This is a genomic window from Planomonospora sp. ID67723 (assembly GCF_015711605.1).
GTDB lineage: Bacteria > Actinomycetota > Actinomycetes > Streptosporangiales > Streptosporangiaceae > Planomonospora_A.
The window spans coordinates 163288-180086 of the sequence record NZ_JABTEZ010000006.1; the positions used below are offsets into that span (position 1 = coordinate 163288).

At 72.2% G+C, this 16799-nt stretch carries 15 protein-coding genes; 10 read left to right on the forward strand and 5 right to left on the reverse strand.

The annotated features are described in order from the left end of the window. Position 1: 1 nt before the first annotated feature. The gene (locus HS041_RS35345) at positions 2-1369 is read right to left on the reverse strand and encodes a metallopeptidase TldD-related protein (RefSeq protein WP_196445483.1); all 1368 of its coding nucleotides are present in this window, start codon (positions 1367-1369) and stop codon (positions 2-4) included. 65 nt (positions 1370-1434) lie between these two features. Continuing rightward, positions 1435-2934: a TldD/PmbA family protein gene (locus tag HS041_RS35350; RefSeq protein ID WP_196445239.1), complete on the reverse strand. Its 1500-nt coding sequence runs from the start codon at positions 2932-2934 to the stop codon at positions 1435-1437. 77 nt (positions 2935-3011) lie between these two features. Here HS041_RS35350 and fabG point away from each other — a divergent pair, with 77 nt between their 5' ends. Together fabG and fabI are read left to right on the forward strand one after the other, a co-directional pair. Then, entirely contained in the window at positions 3012-3716 is a 705-nt protein-coding gene (gene fabG / locus HS041_RS35355; RefSeq protein ID WP_196445240.1) for a 3-oxoacyl-ACP reductase FabG, read from the forward strand. A 117-nt stretch (positions 3717-3833) separates the two neighbouring features. Continuing rightward, entirely contained in the window at positions 3834-4598 is a 765-nt protein-coding gene (gene fabI, locus HS041_RS35360) for an enoyl-ACP reductase FabI (RefSeq protein ID WP_196445241.1), read from the forward strand. Between the two features lie 147 nt (positions 4599-4745). On the opposite strand, the gene HS041_RS35365 is transcribed toward fabI, so the two are convergent. Then, positions 4746-5597 carry a hypothetical protein gene (locus HS041_RS35365; RefSeq protein ID WP_196445242.1) on the reverse strand — a complete coding sequence of 284 codons (852 nt, stop codon included), beginning with the start codon at positions 5595-5597 and terminating at the stop codon, positions 4746-4748. A gap of 204 nt (positions 5598-5801) precedes the next feature. Continuing rightward, the gene (locus tag HS041_RS35370) at positions 5802-6746 is read right to left on the reverse strand and encodes an aldo/keto reductase (protein WP_196445243.1); all 945 of its coding nucleotides are present in this window, start codon (positions 6744-6746) and stop codon (positions 5802-5804) included. A gap of 65 nt (positions 6747-6811) precedes the next feature. On the opposite strand from HS041_RS35370, the gene HS041_RS35375 reads away from it, so the two are divergent. The 5 genes from HS041_RS35375 (at position 6812) to mshC (ending at position 10937) form a co-directional block, all read left to right on the forward strand. After that, positions 6812-7510 carry a histidine phosphatase family protein gene (locus tag HS041_RS35375; protein ID WP_196445244.1) on the forward strand — a complete coding sequence of 233 codons (699 nt, stop codon included), beginning with the start codon at positions 6812-6814 and terminating at the stop codon, positions 7508-7510. A gap of 9 nt (positions 7511-7519) precedes the next feature. Further along, on the forward strand, positions 7520-8083 hold the full coding sequence (locus HS041_RS35380; protein ID WP_196445245.1) for a DUF3090 domain-containing protein: 564 nt from the start codon (positions 7520-7522) through the stop codon (positions 8081-8083). Further along, on the forward strand, positions 8080-8841 hold the full coding sequence (locus HS041_RS35385) for an SCO1664 family protein (RefSeq protein ID WP_196445246.1): 762 nt from the start codon (positions 8080-8082) through the stop codon (positions 8839-8841). Before HS041_RS35380 ends, HS041_RS35385 begins: the two co-directional genes overlap by 4 nt. Before the next feature lie 68 nt (positions 8842-8909). Continuing rightward, the gene (locus tag HS041_RS35390) at positions 8910-9629 is read left to right on the forward strand and encodes an NRDE family protein (RefSeq protein WP_196445247.1); all 720 of its coding nucleotides are present in this window, start codon (positions 8910-8912) and stop codon (positions 9627-9629) included. 84 nt (positions 9630-9713) lie between these two features. Next, complete coding sequence (gene mshC, locus HS041_RS35395) at positions 9714-10937, forward strand: cysteine--1-D-myo-inosityl 2-amino-2-deoxy-alpha-D-glucopyranoside ligase (RefSeq protein ID WP_196445248.1); 1224 nt, start codon at positions 9714-9716, stop codon at positions 10935-10937. Positions 10938-11049: 112 nt separating this feature from the next. Here mshC and HS041_RS35400 read toward each other — a convergent pair whose 3' ends face one another. Further along, on the reverse strand, positions 11050-11529 hold the full coding sequence (locus HS041_RS35400; RefSeq protein WP_196445249.1) for a peptide deformylase: 480 nt from the start codon (positions 11527-11529) through the stop codon (positions 11050-11052). Positions 11530-11763: 234 nt separating this feature from the next. On the opposite strand from HS041_RS35400, the gene HS041_RS35405 reads away from it, so the two are divergent. The 3 genes from HS041_RS35405 to HS041_RS35415 all read left to right on the forward strand — a co-directional run bounded on the left by HS041_RS35405 (position 11764) and on the right by HS041_RS35415 (position 16755). Next, positions 11764-13086: an MFS transporter gene (locus HS041_RS35405; RefSeq protein ID WP_196445250.1), complete on the forward strand. Its 1323-nt coding sequence runs from the start codon at positions 11764-11766 to the stop codon at positions 13084-13086. A 145-nt stretch (positions 13087-13231) separates the two neighbouring features. After that, positions 13232-15346, forward strand: a complete 2115-nt coding sequence (locus HS041_RS35410) for a molybdopterin oxidoreductase family protein (RefSeq protein WP_196445251.1) — start codon at positions 13232-13234, stop codon at positions 15344-15346. Beyond that, complete coding sequence (locus HS041_RS35415; protein WP_196445252.1) at positions 15343-16755, forward strand: FAD-dependent oxidoreductase; 1413 nt, start codon at positions 15343-15345, stop codon at positions 16753-16755. Before HS041_RS35410 ends, HS041_RS35415 begins: the two co-directional genes overlap by 4 nt. The last annotated feature ends 44 nt before the right edge of the window (positions 16756-16799 follow it).

Below are 16799 nucleotides of genomic sequence, written 5' to 3' on the forward strand. Positions count from 1 at the left end.
CTCAGCTGGCCTGGCTGACCGTCGACATGTTGAAGTCCGGCACCCGGACCGCCGGCATCACCGTGCGGGTGAAGTAGTCGTTCCACTCGCGCGGCAGGGTCTGCTCGCCCGAGCCGACCTCGGTGATGCGGCCGAGCAGGTCGACCGGGCTCTCGTTGAAGCGGAAGTTGTTGACCTCCCCGACGACCTCGCCGTTCTCCACCAGGTAGACGCCGTCACGGGTCAGGCCGGTGAGCAGCAGGGTCTGCGGGTCGACCTCGCGGATGTACCACAGGCAGGTGAGCAGCAGCCCCCGCTCGGTCGAGGCGATCATCTCCTCCAGGGACCTCCCGCCGGACGGGCCCTCCATGATCAGGTTGTCGATCGCGGGGGTCGCGGGCATCGCCGTCAGCTCGGCCGAGTGGCGGGTCTGGACCAGGCGCGCCAGGGTGCCGTCGGCGATCCAGTCGGTCGGGGTGAGCGGCAGCCCGTTGTCGAAGACCGAGCTCTGCCGGCTGGAGGCGTGCGCGACCACGAACGGCGAGGCCTCGATGCCCGCGGCGGCCGGGTCGCTGTACAGCCGGACGGGGATGCCGGAGAGACTCTCCCCGACGCGGGTGCCGCCCCCCGGCTTGGAGAAGACGGTGCGGCCCTCCAGGGCGTCGCGGGCCCCGGCCGTCCAGTACATGTAGATCATCAGGTCCGCCACAGCGCTCGGCGGCAGCAGCGTCTCATACCGGCCCGCGGGCAGGTCGATGCGGTTCTTGGCCCACTCCAGCCGCCGGGCCAGCGAGGCGTCCAGCGCCGTCACGTCGACGTCCGTGAAGTCGCGGGTGGCCACCCCGGTCCAGGCCGAGCGCTTCATGTCGGGCGACTTGGCGTTCAGCTCCAGGCGGCCGGTGGGCTGGGTGTGCCGGAGCCGGGCCCCGGCGGAGGTGCCCACGAAGGTCGTGGTGACGATGTGCTCGGCGAAGCCGTACAGCCTGCGCCCGCCCGCCTCTGCTGCGGCGAAGGCCTCGCCCAGCGCGGGGGCGAAGGAGCCGAAGACGGCGATCGTGGTGGGCTCGGCGGGGACGTCCCAGTCGGCGGAGACCGTGCCGGAGGGCAGCGGCCGGGCGTCCTCCGACGGCTGCGCGTCCTCGGCGGCGTGGTCGGCCGCGGCCACGATGTCGGCGAGCTGGTCGGGACGGACCGCCGCCCGCGAGACCACGCCCACGCCCCTGCCGACGATCGAGATCACGGTCAGCTGGGAGGAGCGGGCGACGCCGTTGGTGGTGAGGGTGTTGCCCGCGAAGCGCAGGTTGGCGCTGGAACCCTCGTCCACGATGACGACGGTGTCGTCGGCTGTGGACAGCTCCAGCGCCTTCTCGATCATCTCCTGGGGACTCATTCCGCTCCTCGCCTGGTGGCTCGTCGAGGCATTCGCCAGAGTGCTCTGCTTGCCGGCCTGCTCGCTCACTTCCCGCCCTCCTGCACGGTGTTGAGGACGCGGACGCCGCGGAAGAGCGCCGACGGGCAGCCGTGGCTGACCGGGGCGACCTGGCCGGGCTGGCCCTTGCCGCAGTTGAACGCGCCGCCCAGCACGTAGGTCTGCGGGCCGCCGACGGCCTCCATCGAGCGCCAGAAGTCGGTCGTGGTCGCCTGGTAGGCGACGTCACGCAGCTGCCCGGCCAGGCTGCCGTTCTCGATGCGGTAGAACCGCTGCCCGGTGAACTGGAAGTTGTAGCGCTGCATGTCGATGGACCAGCTCTTGTCGCCCACGATGTAGACGCCGCGCTCCACGCCGGAGATGAGCTCCTCCGTCGAGGGGCCGCCCGGCGCGGGCTGGAGCGAGACGTTGGCCATGCGCTGGATCGGCATGTGGCCGGGGGAGTCGGCGAAGGCGCAGCCGTTGGAGGCGCCCAGCCCCTGCATCAGGGCCATCCGCCGGTCGAGCTGGTAGCCGACCAGGATGCCGCCGGAGACGATGTCGAACTGCCGGGTGGCCACGCCCTCGTCGTCGTAGCCGATGGTGGACAGGCCGTGCTCGACCGTGCGGTCGCCGGTCACGTTCATCGCCGGCGAGCCGTACACCAGGCTGCCGAGCTGGTCGAAGGTGGCGAAGCTGGTGCCGGCGTAGGCCGCCTCGTAGCCGAGGGCGCGGTCGAGCTCGGTGGCGTGCCCGATCGACTCGTGGATCGTCAGCCAGAGGTTGGAGGGGTCGATGACCAGGTCGTAGACGCCCGCCTCGACGGAGGGCGCCTTGAGCTTCTCGGCCAGCAGCTCGGGGAGGGTGGCGAGCTCGGCGGGGAAGTCCCAGCCGGTCCCCGTGAGGTATTCGTAACCCCGGCCGACCGGAGGGGCGATCGTGCGCATCGAATCGAACAGGCCGCCCTCGACCCGCATGACCTCCAGCTCCGGGTGCAGGCGCACCCGCTGCTGGGTGGTGGAGGTGCCGGCGGTGTCGGCGTAGAACTTCTGCTCCTTGACCTGCATGAGCGAGGCCTGGACGTGGTCCACCCGCGGGTCTTTCAGCAGGCCGGCCGACCAGTCGGCGAGCAGTGCGACCTTGTCGGGCAGCGGCACGTCGAACGGGTCGACCTCGTAGGCCGACACCCAGGTGACGCCGGAGTGGACGGGCTCGGGAGCCAGCTCGATGGGCTCGCGGTTGACGGCGGCGGAGATGACGGCGACCTCCACCGCCTGCTCGGCCACCTTCACCGCGGCCTCGGGGGTGAGCTCGATGCCTGCGGCGAAACCCCAGGTGCCGTTCTTGACGACCCGTACGGCGTAGCCGAGGTCGTCGGCGTCGATGGAGCCCTCGAGCTTGGCGTCCGACAGGCGCAGGGTCTCCGCACGGACGCGCTCGAGCCGGAAGTCGGCATGCTCGGCACCGAGGTCACGGGCGCGTTGCAGGGCCGCGTCCGCCATCCGCCTCATGGGCAGGGCGAGGAAGTCGGGATCGATCTGGCGCATGTCAACGATCCTAGCCCTGTGATCTTGTCCCTCACGGACAAGAGGACTACCGCCGGGTAGCCGATAGCGTCGGTTCCATGGCCCGATCTGTTCTCGTAACCGGTGGCAATCGCGGTATCGGCCTCGCGATCGCCCGTGAACTCGCCCAGGCCGGTGACGCCGTCGCCGTGACCTACCGCTCCGGAGAGCCCCCGGAGGGGCTGTTCGGCGTGCGGTGCGATGTGACCAGCACGGCCGACGTCGACGCCGCGTTCGAGAAAGCCGAGGCCGAGCACGGCCCGGTCGAGGTTCTCGTGGCCAACGCCGGCATCACCAAGGACACGCTGCTGCCGATGATGAAGGAGGAGACCTTCACCGACGTCATCGACGCCAACCTGACCGGCGCCTACCGGGTGGCCAAGCGCGCCACCCGCGGCATGCTCCGGCTCAGGCGCGGCCGGATCGTGCTCATCTCCTCGGTGGTGGCGATGCTCGGCTCGGCCGGGCAGACCAACTACGCCGCCTCCAAGGCCGGGATGATCGGCTTCGCCCGCTCGGCCGCCCGGGAGCTGGGCTCGCGCGGCATCACCGTGAACGTCGTCGCCCCCGGTTTCGTGGAGACCGACATGACGGCCGCGCTGGACGAGGCCTACCAGGAGCAGATCCGCAAGAACATCCCGCTCGGCCGGCAGGCGACCGCCGAGGAGATCGCCAAGGTGGTCGCCTTCGTGGCGGGCCCGGACGCCGCCTACATCACGGGGGCCGTGATCCCCGTCGACGGCGGCCTGGGCATGGGCCACTGACAGCGTCTCCCCGCCCCCGCCGGGGAGCGGCCTCCCGCCTTCGGAGCGAAGACGGGAGACGGGCGGCCCCCCGCCCGCCGGAACACAACGACCCCACACTCACGAGGGACGGCATTCATGGGAATCCTTGAAGGCAAACGACTCCTGGTCACCGGCGTCCTGACCGACGCCTCGATCGCCTTCTCGGTGGCCAAGCTGGCCCAGGAGGAGGGCGCCACGATCGTGCTGACCGGGTTCGGCCGGCTCAGCCTGGTCCAGCGCATCGCCAGGCGGCTCCCGGAGCCGCCGCCGGTGATCGAGCTGGACGTGCAGAACACCGACCACCTGGACTCCCTCGCCGACCGGGTCGGCGAGCACCTGGACGGACTCGACGGTGTGGTCCACTCGATCGGCTTCGCCCCGCAGAGCTGCCTCGGCGGCAACTTCCTGAACACCCCGTGGGAGGACGTGGCCACCGCGGTCCACGTCTCGACCTACTCGTTCAAGTCGCTGGCGGTCGCCTGCCTGCCCCTCATGAAGGAGGGCGGCGCGGTCGTCGGCCTGGACTTCGACGCGACCAAGGCATGGCCCGTCTACGACTGGATGGGCGTCGCCAAGGCGGGTCTGGAGTCCTGCGCCCGCTATCTCGCCCGCGACCTGGGCAAGCACGGCATCCGGGTGAACCTGGTCGCGGCCGGCCCGCTGCGCACCATGGCGGCCAAGAGCATCCCCGGTTTCAAGGAGTTCGAGGAGAGCTGGCCGGAGAAGGCGCCGCTCGGCTGGGACCTGACCGACACCGTCCCGGCGGCCAAGGCCTGCCTCGCGCTCATGTCGGACTGGTTCCCGGCGACGACCGGCGAGATCGTGCACGTCGACGGCGGCGTGCACGCGATCGGCGCGTAGGGCGCCCGCCGTACGGCGGACCGGCCGCTCCGGACCGCCGTACGGCGGGCGGCAGCAGGGACGCCGCAGGGATGTCCAGGTGACGTCTCGGTGACGTCGCGGCGCGGTGGAACGGTCCACGTCGGCGTGGGAGCGGGATCCTGCTCGTCAGGCGACGCGGTGGCGGCCTGCGCTGAGGGGCTCGAAGGGGATCGACGACTTCCCGGCGGCCCGCCTGCCGTACATCATGCGGACGGCCAGGACCGCCGCCACCAGCAGGGCGGTGGTGAGGGCGGTCCCCAGCGGGTCGGACCGCCGCGTGGGGGTGACGGTCTGCCTGCCCGGCATCCGGTTCTGGAACTCCTGGATGAGCGGTCCGGGCAGCAGCGAGTCCAGCCGGGGCGCCTCGATGTCGATGACGGGCGGCTCGGGGAGCACGGGATCGCTCACCTCCGTGGTGTGCGTCCGGGTCTCGGGCCGGGCGGGGGAGCCCTGGGACGGCGGGACCGTCTTCCGTTCCCGCTCCGGTCCCCTGTCCTTCTTCGTCCTGCCGTCGCGGGTGGAACCGGACTCGGCGGCGTCCGGCGGAGCCGCCGAGTCCGGCGGGGGAGCCGATTCGGAGGCGTCGCACCCGGAGGAGGCGACCAACGGGAGGCAGGTGCCGCCGAGGACCTTGGGCAGCAGCCCCTTCTTCTCGGCGGGCTTCTCCGCCACGTCCGGAGCCGCGGGGGTCGTGGCCTTCGGCTCCTCGCGCGGCGCGCTCTCGCCGCCGCCCAGGACCGCCCCGGTGGTGCCGTCGACGCCCTTGGTCACCGGTGCCAGGGAGTCGTCGGTCAGCCCGTCCACGACGTCGGTGGCCGCGTCCACGACCTGGCAGAGCCCGCCGGTGAGCCCGCCCAGCAATCCGCCGCCGTTGCCGCAGTCGGGCTGCCGGGCGGCGTCCATGGGCACTCCCGCGATCATGGGGATCCCACCGCCCAGAGCCAGCGCCAGCGCACCGGCTGAGATCGCAGATCGCACCTTTCCCCCTCCGCACATCAACGACGGAACCGCGCCGCTACCCGGCTGACCCCTCCTGTCACCTGAATGACAGTTTTGTGTGGAGGCCGGGTTTTTCCACGGAAAGTTGCGATTCGGTATCGACTAGTGACACGCGAGAAAGACTCTCGTTCGGACGATCCCTTTCCGGCCCGGCCCCGGCTTCTCTCCGGCCTCATCCCCGCCTCAGTCCGCCGACACGTCGTCCAGCGCCTCCCTGATCGCCACCGGCAGCGTCAGATCCTCGGTCTCGAGGATCCCGGCCAGTTGGGTGTGGGTGCGCGCGCCCACGATGGCCGCGGCCACACCCGGCTGGTCCCGGACCCACGACAGGGCCACCGCCAGCGGCGACACCCCGAGCCCCTCGGCCGCGGTCGTCACCGACTCCACCACCCGGCGGCACCGCTCGTCGAGATAGGGCGTGACGAAGTCGGCGAAGTGCGGGGTCGCCGCCCGGGAGTCGGCGGGGATGCCCGTGCGGTACTTGCCGGTCAGCACCCCGCGGCCCAGCGGCGACCAGGCCAGCACCCCGGCGCCGACGTGCTCGGCCGCGGGCAGCAGATCGCGCTCGGGCTCCCTGTCCAGCAGGGAGTACTCGACCTGGGCGGCGACGATGGGCGCCCTGCCGGGAACGGAGCGCTGGCCGACGGCCGCCGCGGCGAGCTGCCAGCCGGTGTAGTCGCAGACCCCGGCGTAGGCGGCCCGCCCGGAGGAGACGATCGCGTCCACCGCGGCCATGGTCTCCTCCAGCGGGACCTCCGGGTCGAAGGCGTGCACCTGCCACAGGTCCACCTCGTTGACCCCCAGGCGGTTCAGGGAGGCGTCGACGGCGGAGATCAGATGCCTCCTGGAGGCGTCGCGCGGGCGCCGCCCGGCGGGGGTGAGCACGGCTTTGGTGGACAGCACCAGCTCCGAGCGCGGAACCGTGTCGCGGATCAGCCGCCCGAGCAGCCGCTCGGCCTCACCGGCGGTGTAGACGTCGGCGGTGTCGATGAGCGTGCCGCCCGCCTCGGCGAAGGCGCGGAGCTGCGCCGCGGCCTCCTCGGCACCGGTGTCCCGTCCCCAGGTCATCGTCCCGAGCCCGAGGCGGGACACCGACAGGCCGCTCCGGCCGACATAGCGATGCTCCATGATCAGGCCAGATTACCGCCAGGGTGGTTAAAAATGAGGGAGCGACTGCTGCAAGACTTGGCGCCGTGACGACGCTGCTGCTGGCAAGACATGGTCTGACCCCGCTAACCGGCCCGGTGCTCGCCGGCTGGACGCCCGGCGTCCACCTCAACGAGGCGGGCAGGGCCCAGGCGGAGGCGCTGGCCGTACGGCTGGCGCCCCTGGAGCTGGACGCGATCGTCTCCAGTCCGCTGGAGCGCTGCCAGGAGACCGCCCGCGCGGTCGCCGGCGGGCGTTCCGTGGAGCTGCTGACCGACGACCGGTTCGGGGAGTGCCGCTACGGCGACTGGACCGGCCGCCCGCTCGCCGAGCTCGCCAAGGACCCGCTCTGGCCGGTCGTGCAGGCCCACCCGAGCGCGGTGACGTTCCCCGGGGGAGAATCCCTATCCTCGGTGCAGTACCGCGCGGTGAGCGCCGTACGGGAGTGGAACGACCGGCTGGGACCCCGCGCCGTCTACCTCGTCTGCACCCACGGAGACGTGATCAAGGCGATCGTCGCCGACGCCATGGGCCTCCACCTTGACCATTTCCAGCGGATAGCGGCCGACCCCGCCTCGCTCACCGCCATTCGCTACACCCCCGTGCGCCCCTTCGTCCTCAGGCTCAACGACACGGGCGGAGATACGACAGGACTGAGGCCCGCCGAGGGTTCGGATCACGCGGACGGGGGAGAAAACATCACCGGGAGCGATGCCGCAGTCGGCGGTGGATCCGGGACCACGTAAGGTCGAGACATGCCGGTGTTCGACTACGACCCACCCGAGAGGTTCGTCGCCGGTGCCGTGGGGCAGCCCGGCGCGCGGACCTTCTTCCTGCAGGCGCGGGGACAGGGCCGCCTGACGACCGTCGGGCTGGAGAAGTTCCAGGTGGCCGCCCTCGCGGACCGTCTCGACGACCTGCTCGACGAGGTCGTGCGGCGGGGTGGCGCCCCGGCTCCCGCGGCCCCGGCCGGCCCCGCCGACACCGCCCCCCTCGACGTGCCGATCAGTGAGGACTTCCGGGTCGGCACCATGACCCTCGTCTGGGACGCCGAGACGTCCCAGGTGGTGATCGAGGCGCAGGAGGCCGTCCCGGAGGACGAGGAGTTCGAGCCGCCCCTCGCCGAGCCGGCGCTGCTCCGGGTCCGCATCGGCCCCGCCGAGGCCAGGGCCTTCAGCCGGCGCGCCCTGGCCCTCGTCGCCGCCGGGCGCCCGCCCTGCCCGCTGTGCGGGCAGCCGCTCGACGCCGACGGGCATATCTGTGTGCGGCTCAACGGTTACCGGGGTAAGAGCGCTTCATCGGGTGGAGGAGGCGGATGAGCGCGGAGAGCGAACCCACGCTGAGCGCGGTGCCGGCGGCGGGCCTGGACGACGAGACGGCGCTGCGGCTGCTGCGCGACGGACACATCGAGGTCGCCGGCCGCCTGGTCGAGGCGACGAACATGACCCTCTACTGCTCGGTCCGGCTGGGCGGGCTCGCGGCGGCCTGCGTCTACAAGCCGGTGCGGGGCGAGCGGCCGCTCTGGGACTTCCCGGACGGCACCCTCGCCGCCCGCGAGGTCGCCGCCTTCGAGGTCTCGGCCGCGACCGGCTGGCGGATCGTCCCGCCGACGGTCTACCGCGACGGACCCTTCGGCCCGGGGATGTGCCAGCTGTGGATCGACACCGATCCCGAGGCCGACCTGATGGCCCTGATCCGCGGCCGCCAGCCCGCCCTGCGGCGGATGACCGTGTTCGACGCCGTCGTCAACAACGCCGACCGCAAGGGCGGCCACCTGCTGCCGCTCGCCGACGGCCACGTCTACGGAGTGGACCACGGCGTCTGCTTCTCCACCGACGACAAGCTCCGCACCGTGCTGTGGCAGTGGCGCGGCAAACCCCTGCCCCGCGAGGCCGTCAACGTCCTGGCCCGCCTGGAGCGCGATCTGGAGCACGGTCGCCTGGGCCGCCGGCTGCGGGAGCTCGTCACCCTCGCCGAGGTCGAGGCCACCTGGGCCCGGGTGCGCAGGCTTCTGGACACCGGCGTGCACCCGCGTCCCTCGCAGGACTGGCCCGCCATCCCCTGGCCCCCCATCTGACCTCGCCTTCCGCGCCGCCTCGCCACCCGTCCGAGGCGGCCTGCGGCGGGAGGCGTAACCTGCCGGGCATGTGCACGGTCGCCGTCAGCATCGATCCGGACGCCGAGATCCCCCTGATCCTGGTCGGGGTCCGCGACGAGTTCACCGGCCGCCCCTGGCTGCCCCCTGCCGAGCACTGGCCCGGACTGGTCGGCGGGCGTGATCTCCAGGCGGGCGGGACCTGGCTGGCGGTCGATCCGGCGGCCAGGCGGGCCGGGGCGCTGCTCAACGGCCACGGCGTGCTCGCCCCCGAGACCGGCCGCCGCTCCCGGGGCGAGCTCCCGCTGCTGGTGGCGGCCGAAGGACGGCTGCCCGATCTGGACCCGGCCCGGTACGACCCCTTCCACCTCGTGCTGGCCGACCCGGGCGGGGCATGCATGTGGCACTGGGACGGCGCCGAGCTCCGGGAGGAGCGGCTCCCGGCCGGGACCCACATGATCGTCAACAGCGGCTGGGAGAAGGGCGACGAGAACGGGCGCGTCGCGTTCTTCCGCCCTCTGTTCGCCGAGGCCGCCCGCCCCTCGGCGCTGGACGGCCCCTGGGAGGAGTGGGCGTTCCTCGCCACCGGGGCGGGCCTGGCGGCCGAGGACCCGCGGGCGATGATCGTCCGTCGCGAGCTCCCCGACGGCAGGGTCTACGGCTCCCTCTCGGTGACCCTGCTCGCCGTCACCCCGGCCGGGATCCGTTACGACTTCACCGGCGCCCCCCACGACCCGCAGTCCTTCCGCCGGATCACCCTGCCGGAATGATCGGGCCCGTCCCGGAGGTTGTGGTGAATGCCCTCAACCGCCCGGGATGATCCGGGTGGTCTGTCTGCTGGATAGGCTCGCTACATGAGATCGTGGTCTGCGCCGAAGGTCCCTCGGCTTCCCGGTGTTGGTGCTCCGCTGCGGCTGTTCGACACCGCTGTGAGAGAGGTCGTCCCCACCCGGCCCGGCCCCACCGCGCGGATGTACGTCTGCGGCATCACCCCCTACGACGCCACCCACCTGGGACACGCCAACACCTATCTCGCCTTCGACCTGGTCGGCCGTGTCTGGAAGGACGCCGGGCACGAGGTGCACTTCACCCAGAACGCCACCGACGTCGACGACCCGCTGCTGGAGCGGGCCGAGCAGACCGGCCAGGACTGGCGGGAGCTCGCCGAGCGCGAGATCGAGTTGTTCCGGACCGACATGGAGGCGCTGCGGATCCTCCCGCCGCGCGAGTACGTCGGCGTCACCGAGGTGATCGGCCAGGTCGCGGCGCTGATCGAGCGCCTGCGCGACAAGGGCGCCACCTACGAGCTCGACGGCGACGTCTACTTCGACTCCGCGGCCGCCCCCAAGTTCGGCGCGGTCTCCGGCTACTCCGAGGAGCGGATGCTCGCCCTGTTCGGAGAGCGCGGAGGCGACCCCGGCCGGGAGGGCAAGAAGCACCCGCTCGACTGGCTGCTCTGGCGCGCCGAGCGTCCGGGTGAGCCGTCCTGGGCCTCGCCGCTCGGGCAGGGGAGGCCGGGCTGGCACATCGAGTGCACCGCGATCGCGCTGGCCAACCTCGGCAGCGGGTTCGACGTCGCGGGCGGCGGCTCCGACCTGATCTTCCCGCACCACGAGTGCGGCGCCCACGAGGGCCACGTCGCCACCGGCGAGTGGCCCTTCGCCAAGGCGTACGTCCACGCCGGCATGGTCGCCCTCGACGGCGAGAAGATGTCCAAGTCCAAGGGCAACCTGGTCTTCGTCTCCCGGCTGCGCCGGGAGACCGACCCGATGGCCGTCCGGCTGGCCCTGCTCGCGCACCACTACCGCGCCGACTGGGAGTGGACCGCCGATCAGCTGGCCTCCGCCGAGGTACGGCTGGCGCGCTGGCGCTCGGCGACCGGTCTGGAGACCGGCCCCGGGGCGGAGGGCCTGCTGCGGGAGGTCCGCGCCCGGATGGCCGAAGACCTGGACACCCCCGGCGCCCTGGCCGTCGTCGACGGCTGGGCCGAGCGGGCGCTGTCGGAGGGCGGCACCGACCCGCAGGCGCCCGCCCTCGTCAGGGACGTCGCCGACGCCCTGCTCGGTGTCGGACTGTGACCCACCGCATGACGACCCACCGCATGACGACCCACCGCCTGGTGTGACGCCGGCCGGGACGTGACCGGCCGGCACTGCCCCGGGCCGCCCGGAGGGGACGGCCCGGGGCCGCTCAGGAGGAGGCCGCCTGCAGGAAGCGGGCGCGCTCCTCCGCGGGCAGGCGGTCGGCGAGCAGCACACCGTCGAGGTGGTCGGCCTCGTGCTGCAGAACCCGGGCGAGCACGCCGAGGGCGCGCACGGTCACCGGCTTGCCGAACATGTCGCGGCCGCGCGCGGTGACCATGTAGGAACGCTCCAGCGGCCACCACAGGCCCGGGGCGGACAGACAGGCCTCGTCGGCCACGATCCTCCGCTCCGACAGCTCCAGGCGGGGATTGACCAGGTGGCCGGAGCTGCCGTCGAACTCGTAGACGAGGACCCTGAGCGGGACGCCGATCTGCGGGGCCGACAGGCCCGCGCGGCCCGCGCCGGCGCGCATGGTGGCCATGAGGGACTTGACCAGCCCGCGCAGCTCGCGGTCGAAGGCGGTCACGGGCTCGGCTACGGTCCGTAGCGAGGGGTCGCCGAACAGGCGGATCGGCTGGACGGTCACGCGCACTCCCCGGGACGACGAAACGGCGTGCGTATGATTCCCATTGTCGGTCTCCTTCAACCCGGCCTGGGGTTCCGGTCATGTTTCCGGAATGTTGCGGGCGTGCGACGTATGCATTGCTTATTACAACGGTTAGGCACACGTAACCCCGCACCATCACATTGAGTGAACGTGCGTAATCCCTTCCTCCTAGATTTCGGGACCGATCCCCCGAAAACCGCAGCAGGAGGAACCATGGCGAAGCGCTGGATCAGCGAGTGGCGGCCCGACGACCCAGGCTTCTGGGAGAACGACGGCAAGAAGGTCGCGCGGCGGAACCTGATCTTCTCGATCTTCGCGGAGCACCTCGGGTTCACGCTCTGGACGGTCTGGAGCATCGTGACCGTCAAGCTCGGTGACTACAAGTTCAGCACCGACCAGCTCTTCTGGATCGTGTCCCTGCCCAACCTGATCGGTTCGGCGTTGCGCATCCCCTACACCTTCGGCCCCGCCAAATTCGGCGGCCGGAACTTCACGGTCTTCAGCGCGCTGATGCTGCTCATCCCGGCCGTGCTGCTGGCCGTGGCGGTCGGCAACCCCGCCACGCCGTACTGGGTGTTCCTGCTGATCGCGGCCACGGCGGGCCTGGGCGGCGGGAACTTCGCCTCCAGCATGGCCAACATCACCTACTTCTACCCGCAGTCCAAGCAGGGCTCCGCGCTCGGTCTCAACGCCGCGGGCGGCAACATCGGCGTCAGCTCCGTCCAGCTCGTCATGCCGCTGGTCATCGGCGCGTTCGGCCTGGCCGCCGCCGGGCTGTTCTGGATCCCGTTCATCCTGGCCGCCGCCCTGGGCGCCTACTTCTTCATGGACAACCTGACCTCGGCCAAGGCCAACCCCCGGGAGCAGCTGAAGATCGCCGGCCGGGCCCAGACGTGGATCATGGCCGTCCTCTACATCGGCACCTTCGGCTCCTTCATCGGCTACTCCACCGCCTTCCCGCTGCTCATCAAGAGCCAGTTCCCCGAGCAGGCCTCACTGATCACCCTCGCCTTCCTCGGCCCGCTCGTCGGCTCACTGATCCGTCCGGCCGGGGGCTGGCTCGCCGACCGGATCGGCGGAGCACGGGTGACGCTCGTCAACTTCGGCGCGATGGCGGGCGCGGTGGCGCTGGTGTGGCAGGGCCTGGCCCAGGGCTCCTTCACGCTGTTCTTCTGCGCCTACATGCTGCTGATCGCCACGACCGGCGTCGGCAACGGCTCCACCTACCGGATGATCCCGGCGATCTTCCGGGCCAAGGCCACCGCCGGCATCGCCCCCGGCACGCTCGCCTACGAGGAGGCCCTGGCGGTCGGCAAGCGCAACGCCTCCGCCGCGGTCGGGATCATCTCCGCGGTCGGCGCCTTCGGCGGGTTCTTCATCAACCGCGGGTTCGGCAGCTCCATCGCCGCCACCGGGGGCGCGGGCGCCGCGCTGGCCGCCTTCGCCGCCTTCTACGGCCTGTGCGCGGTGCTGACCTGGGCCTGCTACCTGCGGACCGTCGGCTCGGTGCCGAGCCTGGCCGCCGCGCGCGTCTGAGCCCGCCGCACATGTCCGGGCGCCCCCGGACCGGCTCCGGGCTCACCGCCGGCGGATCGCGAATGTGAACGCGGTTGGCGGCTTGTAGCACAGCGGTAACAGAAGGGACCCCGCGGTGAAACCGCTCGAAAGCACTATCGGACGCATGCCGCTCTCACTTCCCGTCCTGACGCCTGTGAAGGCGCCGACGGCGACCCACTGCCCGTACTGCGCGCTGCAGTGCGGGATGAACGTCGCCGTGGAGGCGCCGGAGCAGGGCCCGGACGGGACGGTGACCATCACCCCTCGGCAGGACATCCCGGCCAACGCCGGAGGACTCTGCCAGAAGGGCTGGACCGCCGGAGAGCTGCTCACCGGTGGGCAGCGGCTGACCACCCCGCTCCTGCACGGTGAGCCGGTCGGCTGGGACGAGGCGCTGGACTTCGTCGCCGGCCGGATCCGCGCGGTGCAGGCCGAACACGGCCCCGACGGCGTGGCCGTGTTCGGCGGAGGCGGGCTCACCAACGAGAAGGCCTACCTGCTCGGCAAGTTCGCCCGGACGGTGCTGCGGACCAGCCAGATCGACTACAACGGCCGGTTCTGCATGTCCTCGGCGGCCGCCGCGAGCAACCGCGCCTTCGGCATGGACCGCGGCCTGCCCTTCCCGATCACCGACCTGGCCGGGGCGGACGCTGTCCTGCTCGCGGGCGGCAACATGGCCGAGACCATGCCCCCGTTCGTCCGCCACCTGAGCGCGATGCGCGAGAGCGGCGGGCAGTTGATCGTCATCGACCCCCGGGTCACCGCCACCGCCCGCCAGGCCGACCTCCACCTGCAGCCGGCTCCCGGCACGGATCTGGCGCTCGCACTCGGCCTGCTGCACCTGGTGATCACCGAAGGCCACGTCGACGAGGACTACGTGGCCGCCCGGACGAACGGCTTCGACGCGGTCCGCACCTCGGTCGCGGCCTGGTGGCCCGAGCGGGTGGAGCGGCTCACCGGGGTACCGGTCTCCCTGATGCGCCGGGCGGTGGCGGTCCTCGGCCGGGCCCGCCGGGCGGCGGTCCTCACCGGACGCGGCGCCGAGCAGCACGCCAAGGGCACCGACACGGTGACCGCCTTCATCAACCTGGCGCTCGCCCTCGGGCTGCCCGGCCGCCCCGGATCCGGATACGGATGCGTGACCGGTCAAGGCAACGGCCAGGGCGGACGCGAGCACGGCCAGAAGGCCGACCAGCTCCCCGGATACCGGAAGATCGACGACCCCGCCGCCCGCGAGCACGTGGCGCGGGTCTGGGGAGTCGACCCGGACGACCTCCCGGGTCCCGGGCGCTCGGCCTACGAGCTGCTCGACGCCCTCGGTACCGAGGCGGGCCCGCGCGCGCTCCTGCTGTTCGGCTCCAACCCGGTGGTCTCCGCGCCCCGGGCCGGGCACGTGACCGAACGGCTGAACTCCCTCGACCTGCTGGTGGTCTCCGACCTCGTGCTGTCGGAGACCGCGGCCCTGGCCGACGTCGTGTTCCCCACGACCCAGTGGGCCGAGGAGGGCGGCACGATGACCAACCTGGAGGGCAGGGTCCTGCTCCGCCGCCGTGCCCTCGCCGCGCCGCCTGAGGTGCGCAGCGACCTGGAGATCATCCAGGCTCTGGCCGTACGGCTGGGCGCCCCCGCCTCGCTCGACCCGGTGCGGGCCTTCCCGACGGAGCCGCGCGAGGTCTTCGACGAGCTCCGCCGGGCGAGCGCCGGAGGGATCGCCGACTACGCCGGAATCACCTACGAGCGGATCGCCGCCGAGACCGGGGTCTTCTGGCCCTGCCCGGACACCGGCCACCCCGGCACGCCCCGGCCCTTCCTGGACCGCTTCGCCACCCCCGACGGCCGTGCCAGGTTCGTCCCCGTCGAGCACCGCCCGCCGGGCGAGGACATCGACGAGGAGTACCCGCTGTACCTGACGACCGGCCGGGTGCTCGCCCACTACCAGAGCGGGGCCCAGACCCGCAGGATCGCCGCGCTCAACGCGGTGGTCGCCGAGACGTTCGTGGAGGTCCACCCGGACCTGGCCGAACGCCTGGAGGTGTCGGCGGGCCAGATGCTGCGCGTGGTCAGCCGCCGCGGCGAGACCGAGGGCGTGGTCAAGATCAACCCGGCGATCCGGGCGGACACCGTCTTCATGCCTTTCCACTGGGCCGGAGCGAACCTGCTGACCAACCCAGAGCTCGACCCGGTGTCGCGGATGCCGGAGTTCAAAGTGTGCGCCGTGAGAGTGGAGCGTGTCGGATGACCCGGCTGGTGGTGGTGGGCAACGGGATGGCGGGCGCCCGTCTGGTGAGCGAGGTCCGCGCCCGGGACAAGGACGTGCAGGTGACCGTCTTCGGCGCCGAGACCTGGCAGCCGTACAACCGGGTGCTGCTGTCGAACGTGGTGGCCGGGACCATGGTCCCGGACCAGGTGCGGCTGCTCGATCCGGCCTGGTACGCCGACCACGGCGTGACGGCCGGACTGGGCGTCGAGGTGACGGAGATCGACCGGGAGGCCGGGGTCGTGAGGACCGCCGACGGCCACGCGGAGCCGTACGACGTGCTGGTGCTGGCCACCGGGAGCGAGGCCATCGTGCCGCCGGTGGCCGGTGCGGAGCGGGCCATCGCCTTCCGGACGCTGGACGACTGCCAGGCGATCCTGAACGCGGCCTCCGCGGCGCGGCGCGCGGTCGTGGTCGGCGGCGGGCTGCTCGGCATCGAGGCGGCCCGAGGGCTGGCCGGGCGCGGGCTCCCGGTGACCCTGCTCCACCTGGCCGGGCACCTGATGGAGCGGCAGCTGGACGCCGAGGCGGGGCTGGTGCTGGGGGAGACCCTGGCCGGGCTGGGCGTGGAGATCCGGACCGGTGTCGTGGTCGAGGAGATCCTGGACGAGGGCGTGCGGCTGGCGGGCGGCGAGACCGTCGAGGCCGATCTGGTGGTGCTCGCGTGCGGGGTCCGGCCGGTGACCGGCCTGGCCAGGGCGGCGGGGCTGGAGGTGGCGCGCGGGGTCGTCGTCGACGACGAGCTGCGCACCAGCGACCCGTCGATCTTCGCGATCGGCGAGTGCGCCGAGCACTCGGGCACCGTCTACGGGCTGGTCGCCCCGGCCTGGGAGCAGGCCTCCGTCGTCGCCGACCTGGTGAGCGGCGCCGACAAGGGCGCGCGCTACCGGGGGTCGAGGCTGGTGACCCGGTTGAAGGCCAAGAGTGTGGAACTGGCCGCGATGGGCGAGACCCACGTGGACGAGGCGTCGGACACCTCGGCCGAGGTGGTCCGGTTCAGCCACCGGGCCCGGGGGACCTACCGCAAGCTCGTCATCCGCGACGGCCGCCTGGTCGGCGCGATCCTGCTCGGGGAGACCGCGGCGGTGGGCACGCTCACCCAGTTGTTCGACCGGGGCGGGCCGCTTCCCGGTGACCGGGCGGGCCTGCTGTTCCCGGGCCTGGCCGGGGCGTCGGTCGCCGACAGTCCGGTCCGCATGCCGGACGCGGCCAAGGTCTGCCAGTGCAACAACGTGACCAAGGGACAGATCCGGGCCTGCTGGGAGTCCGGCGCCCGTGACGTGGAGGCCGTGGCCGCCGCCACCCGTGCCACGACCGGATGCGGCGGCTGCCGCGACGCGGTCGAAGGCATCATCGGCTGGCTGTGCGAACAGGAAGGGGTCTCGGCATGACGGAGCTGAGCGGGACCGACGAGACGAGCGCGACCATGGATCGC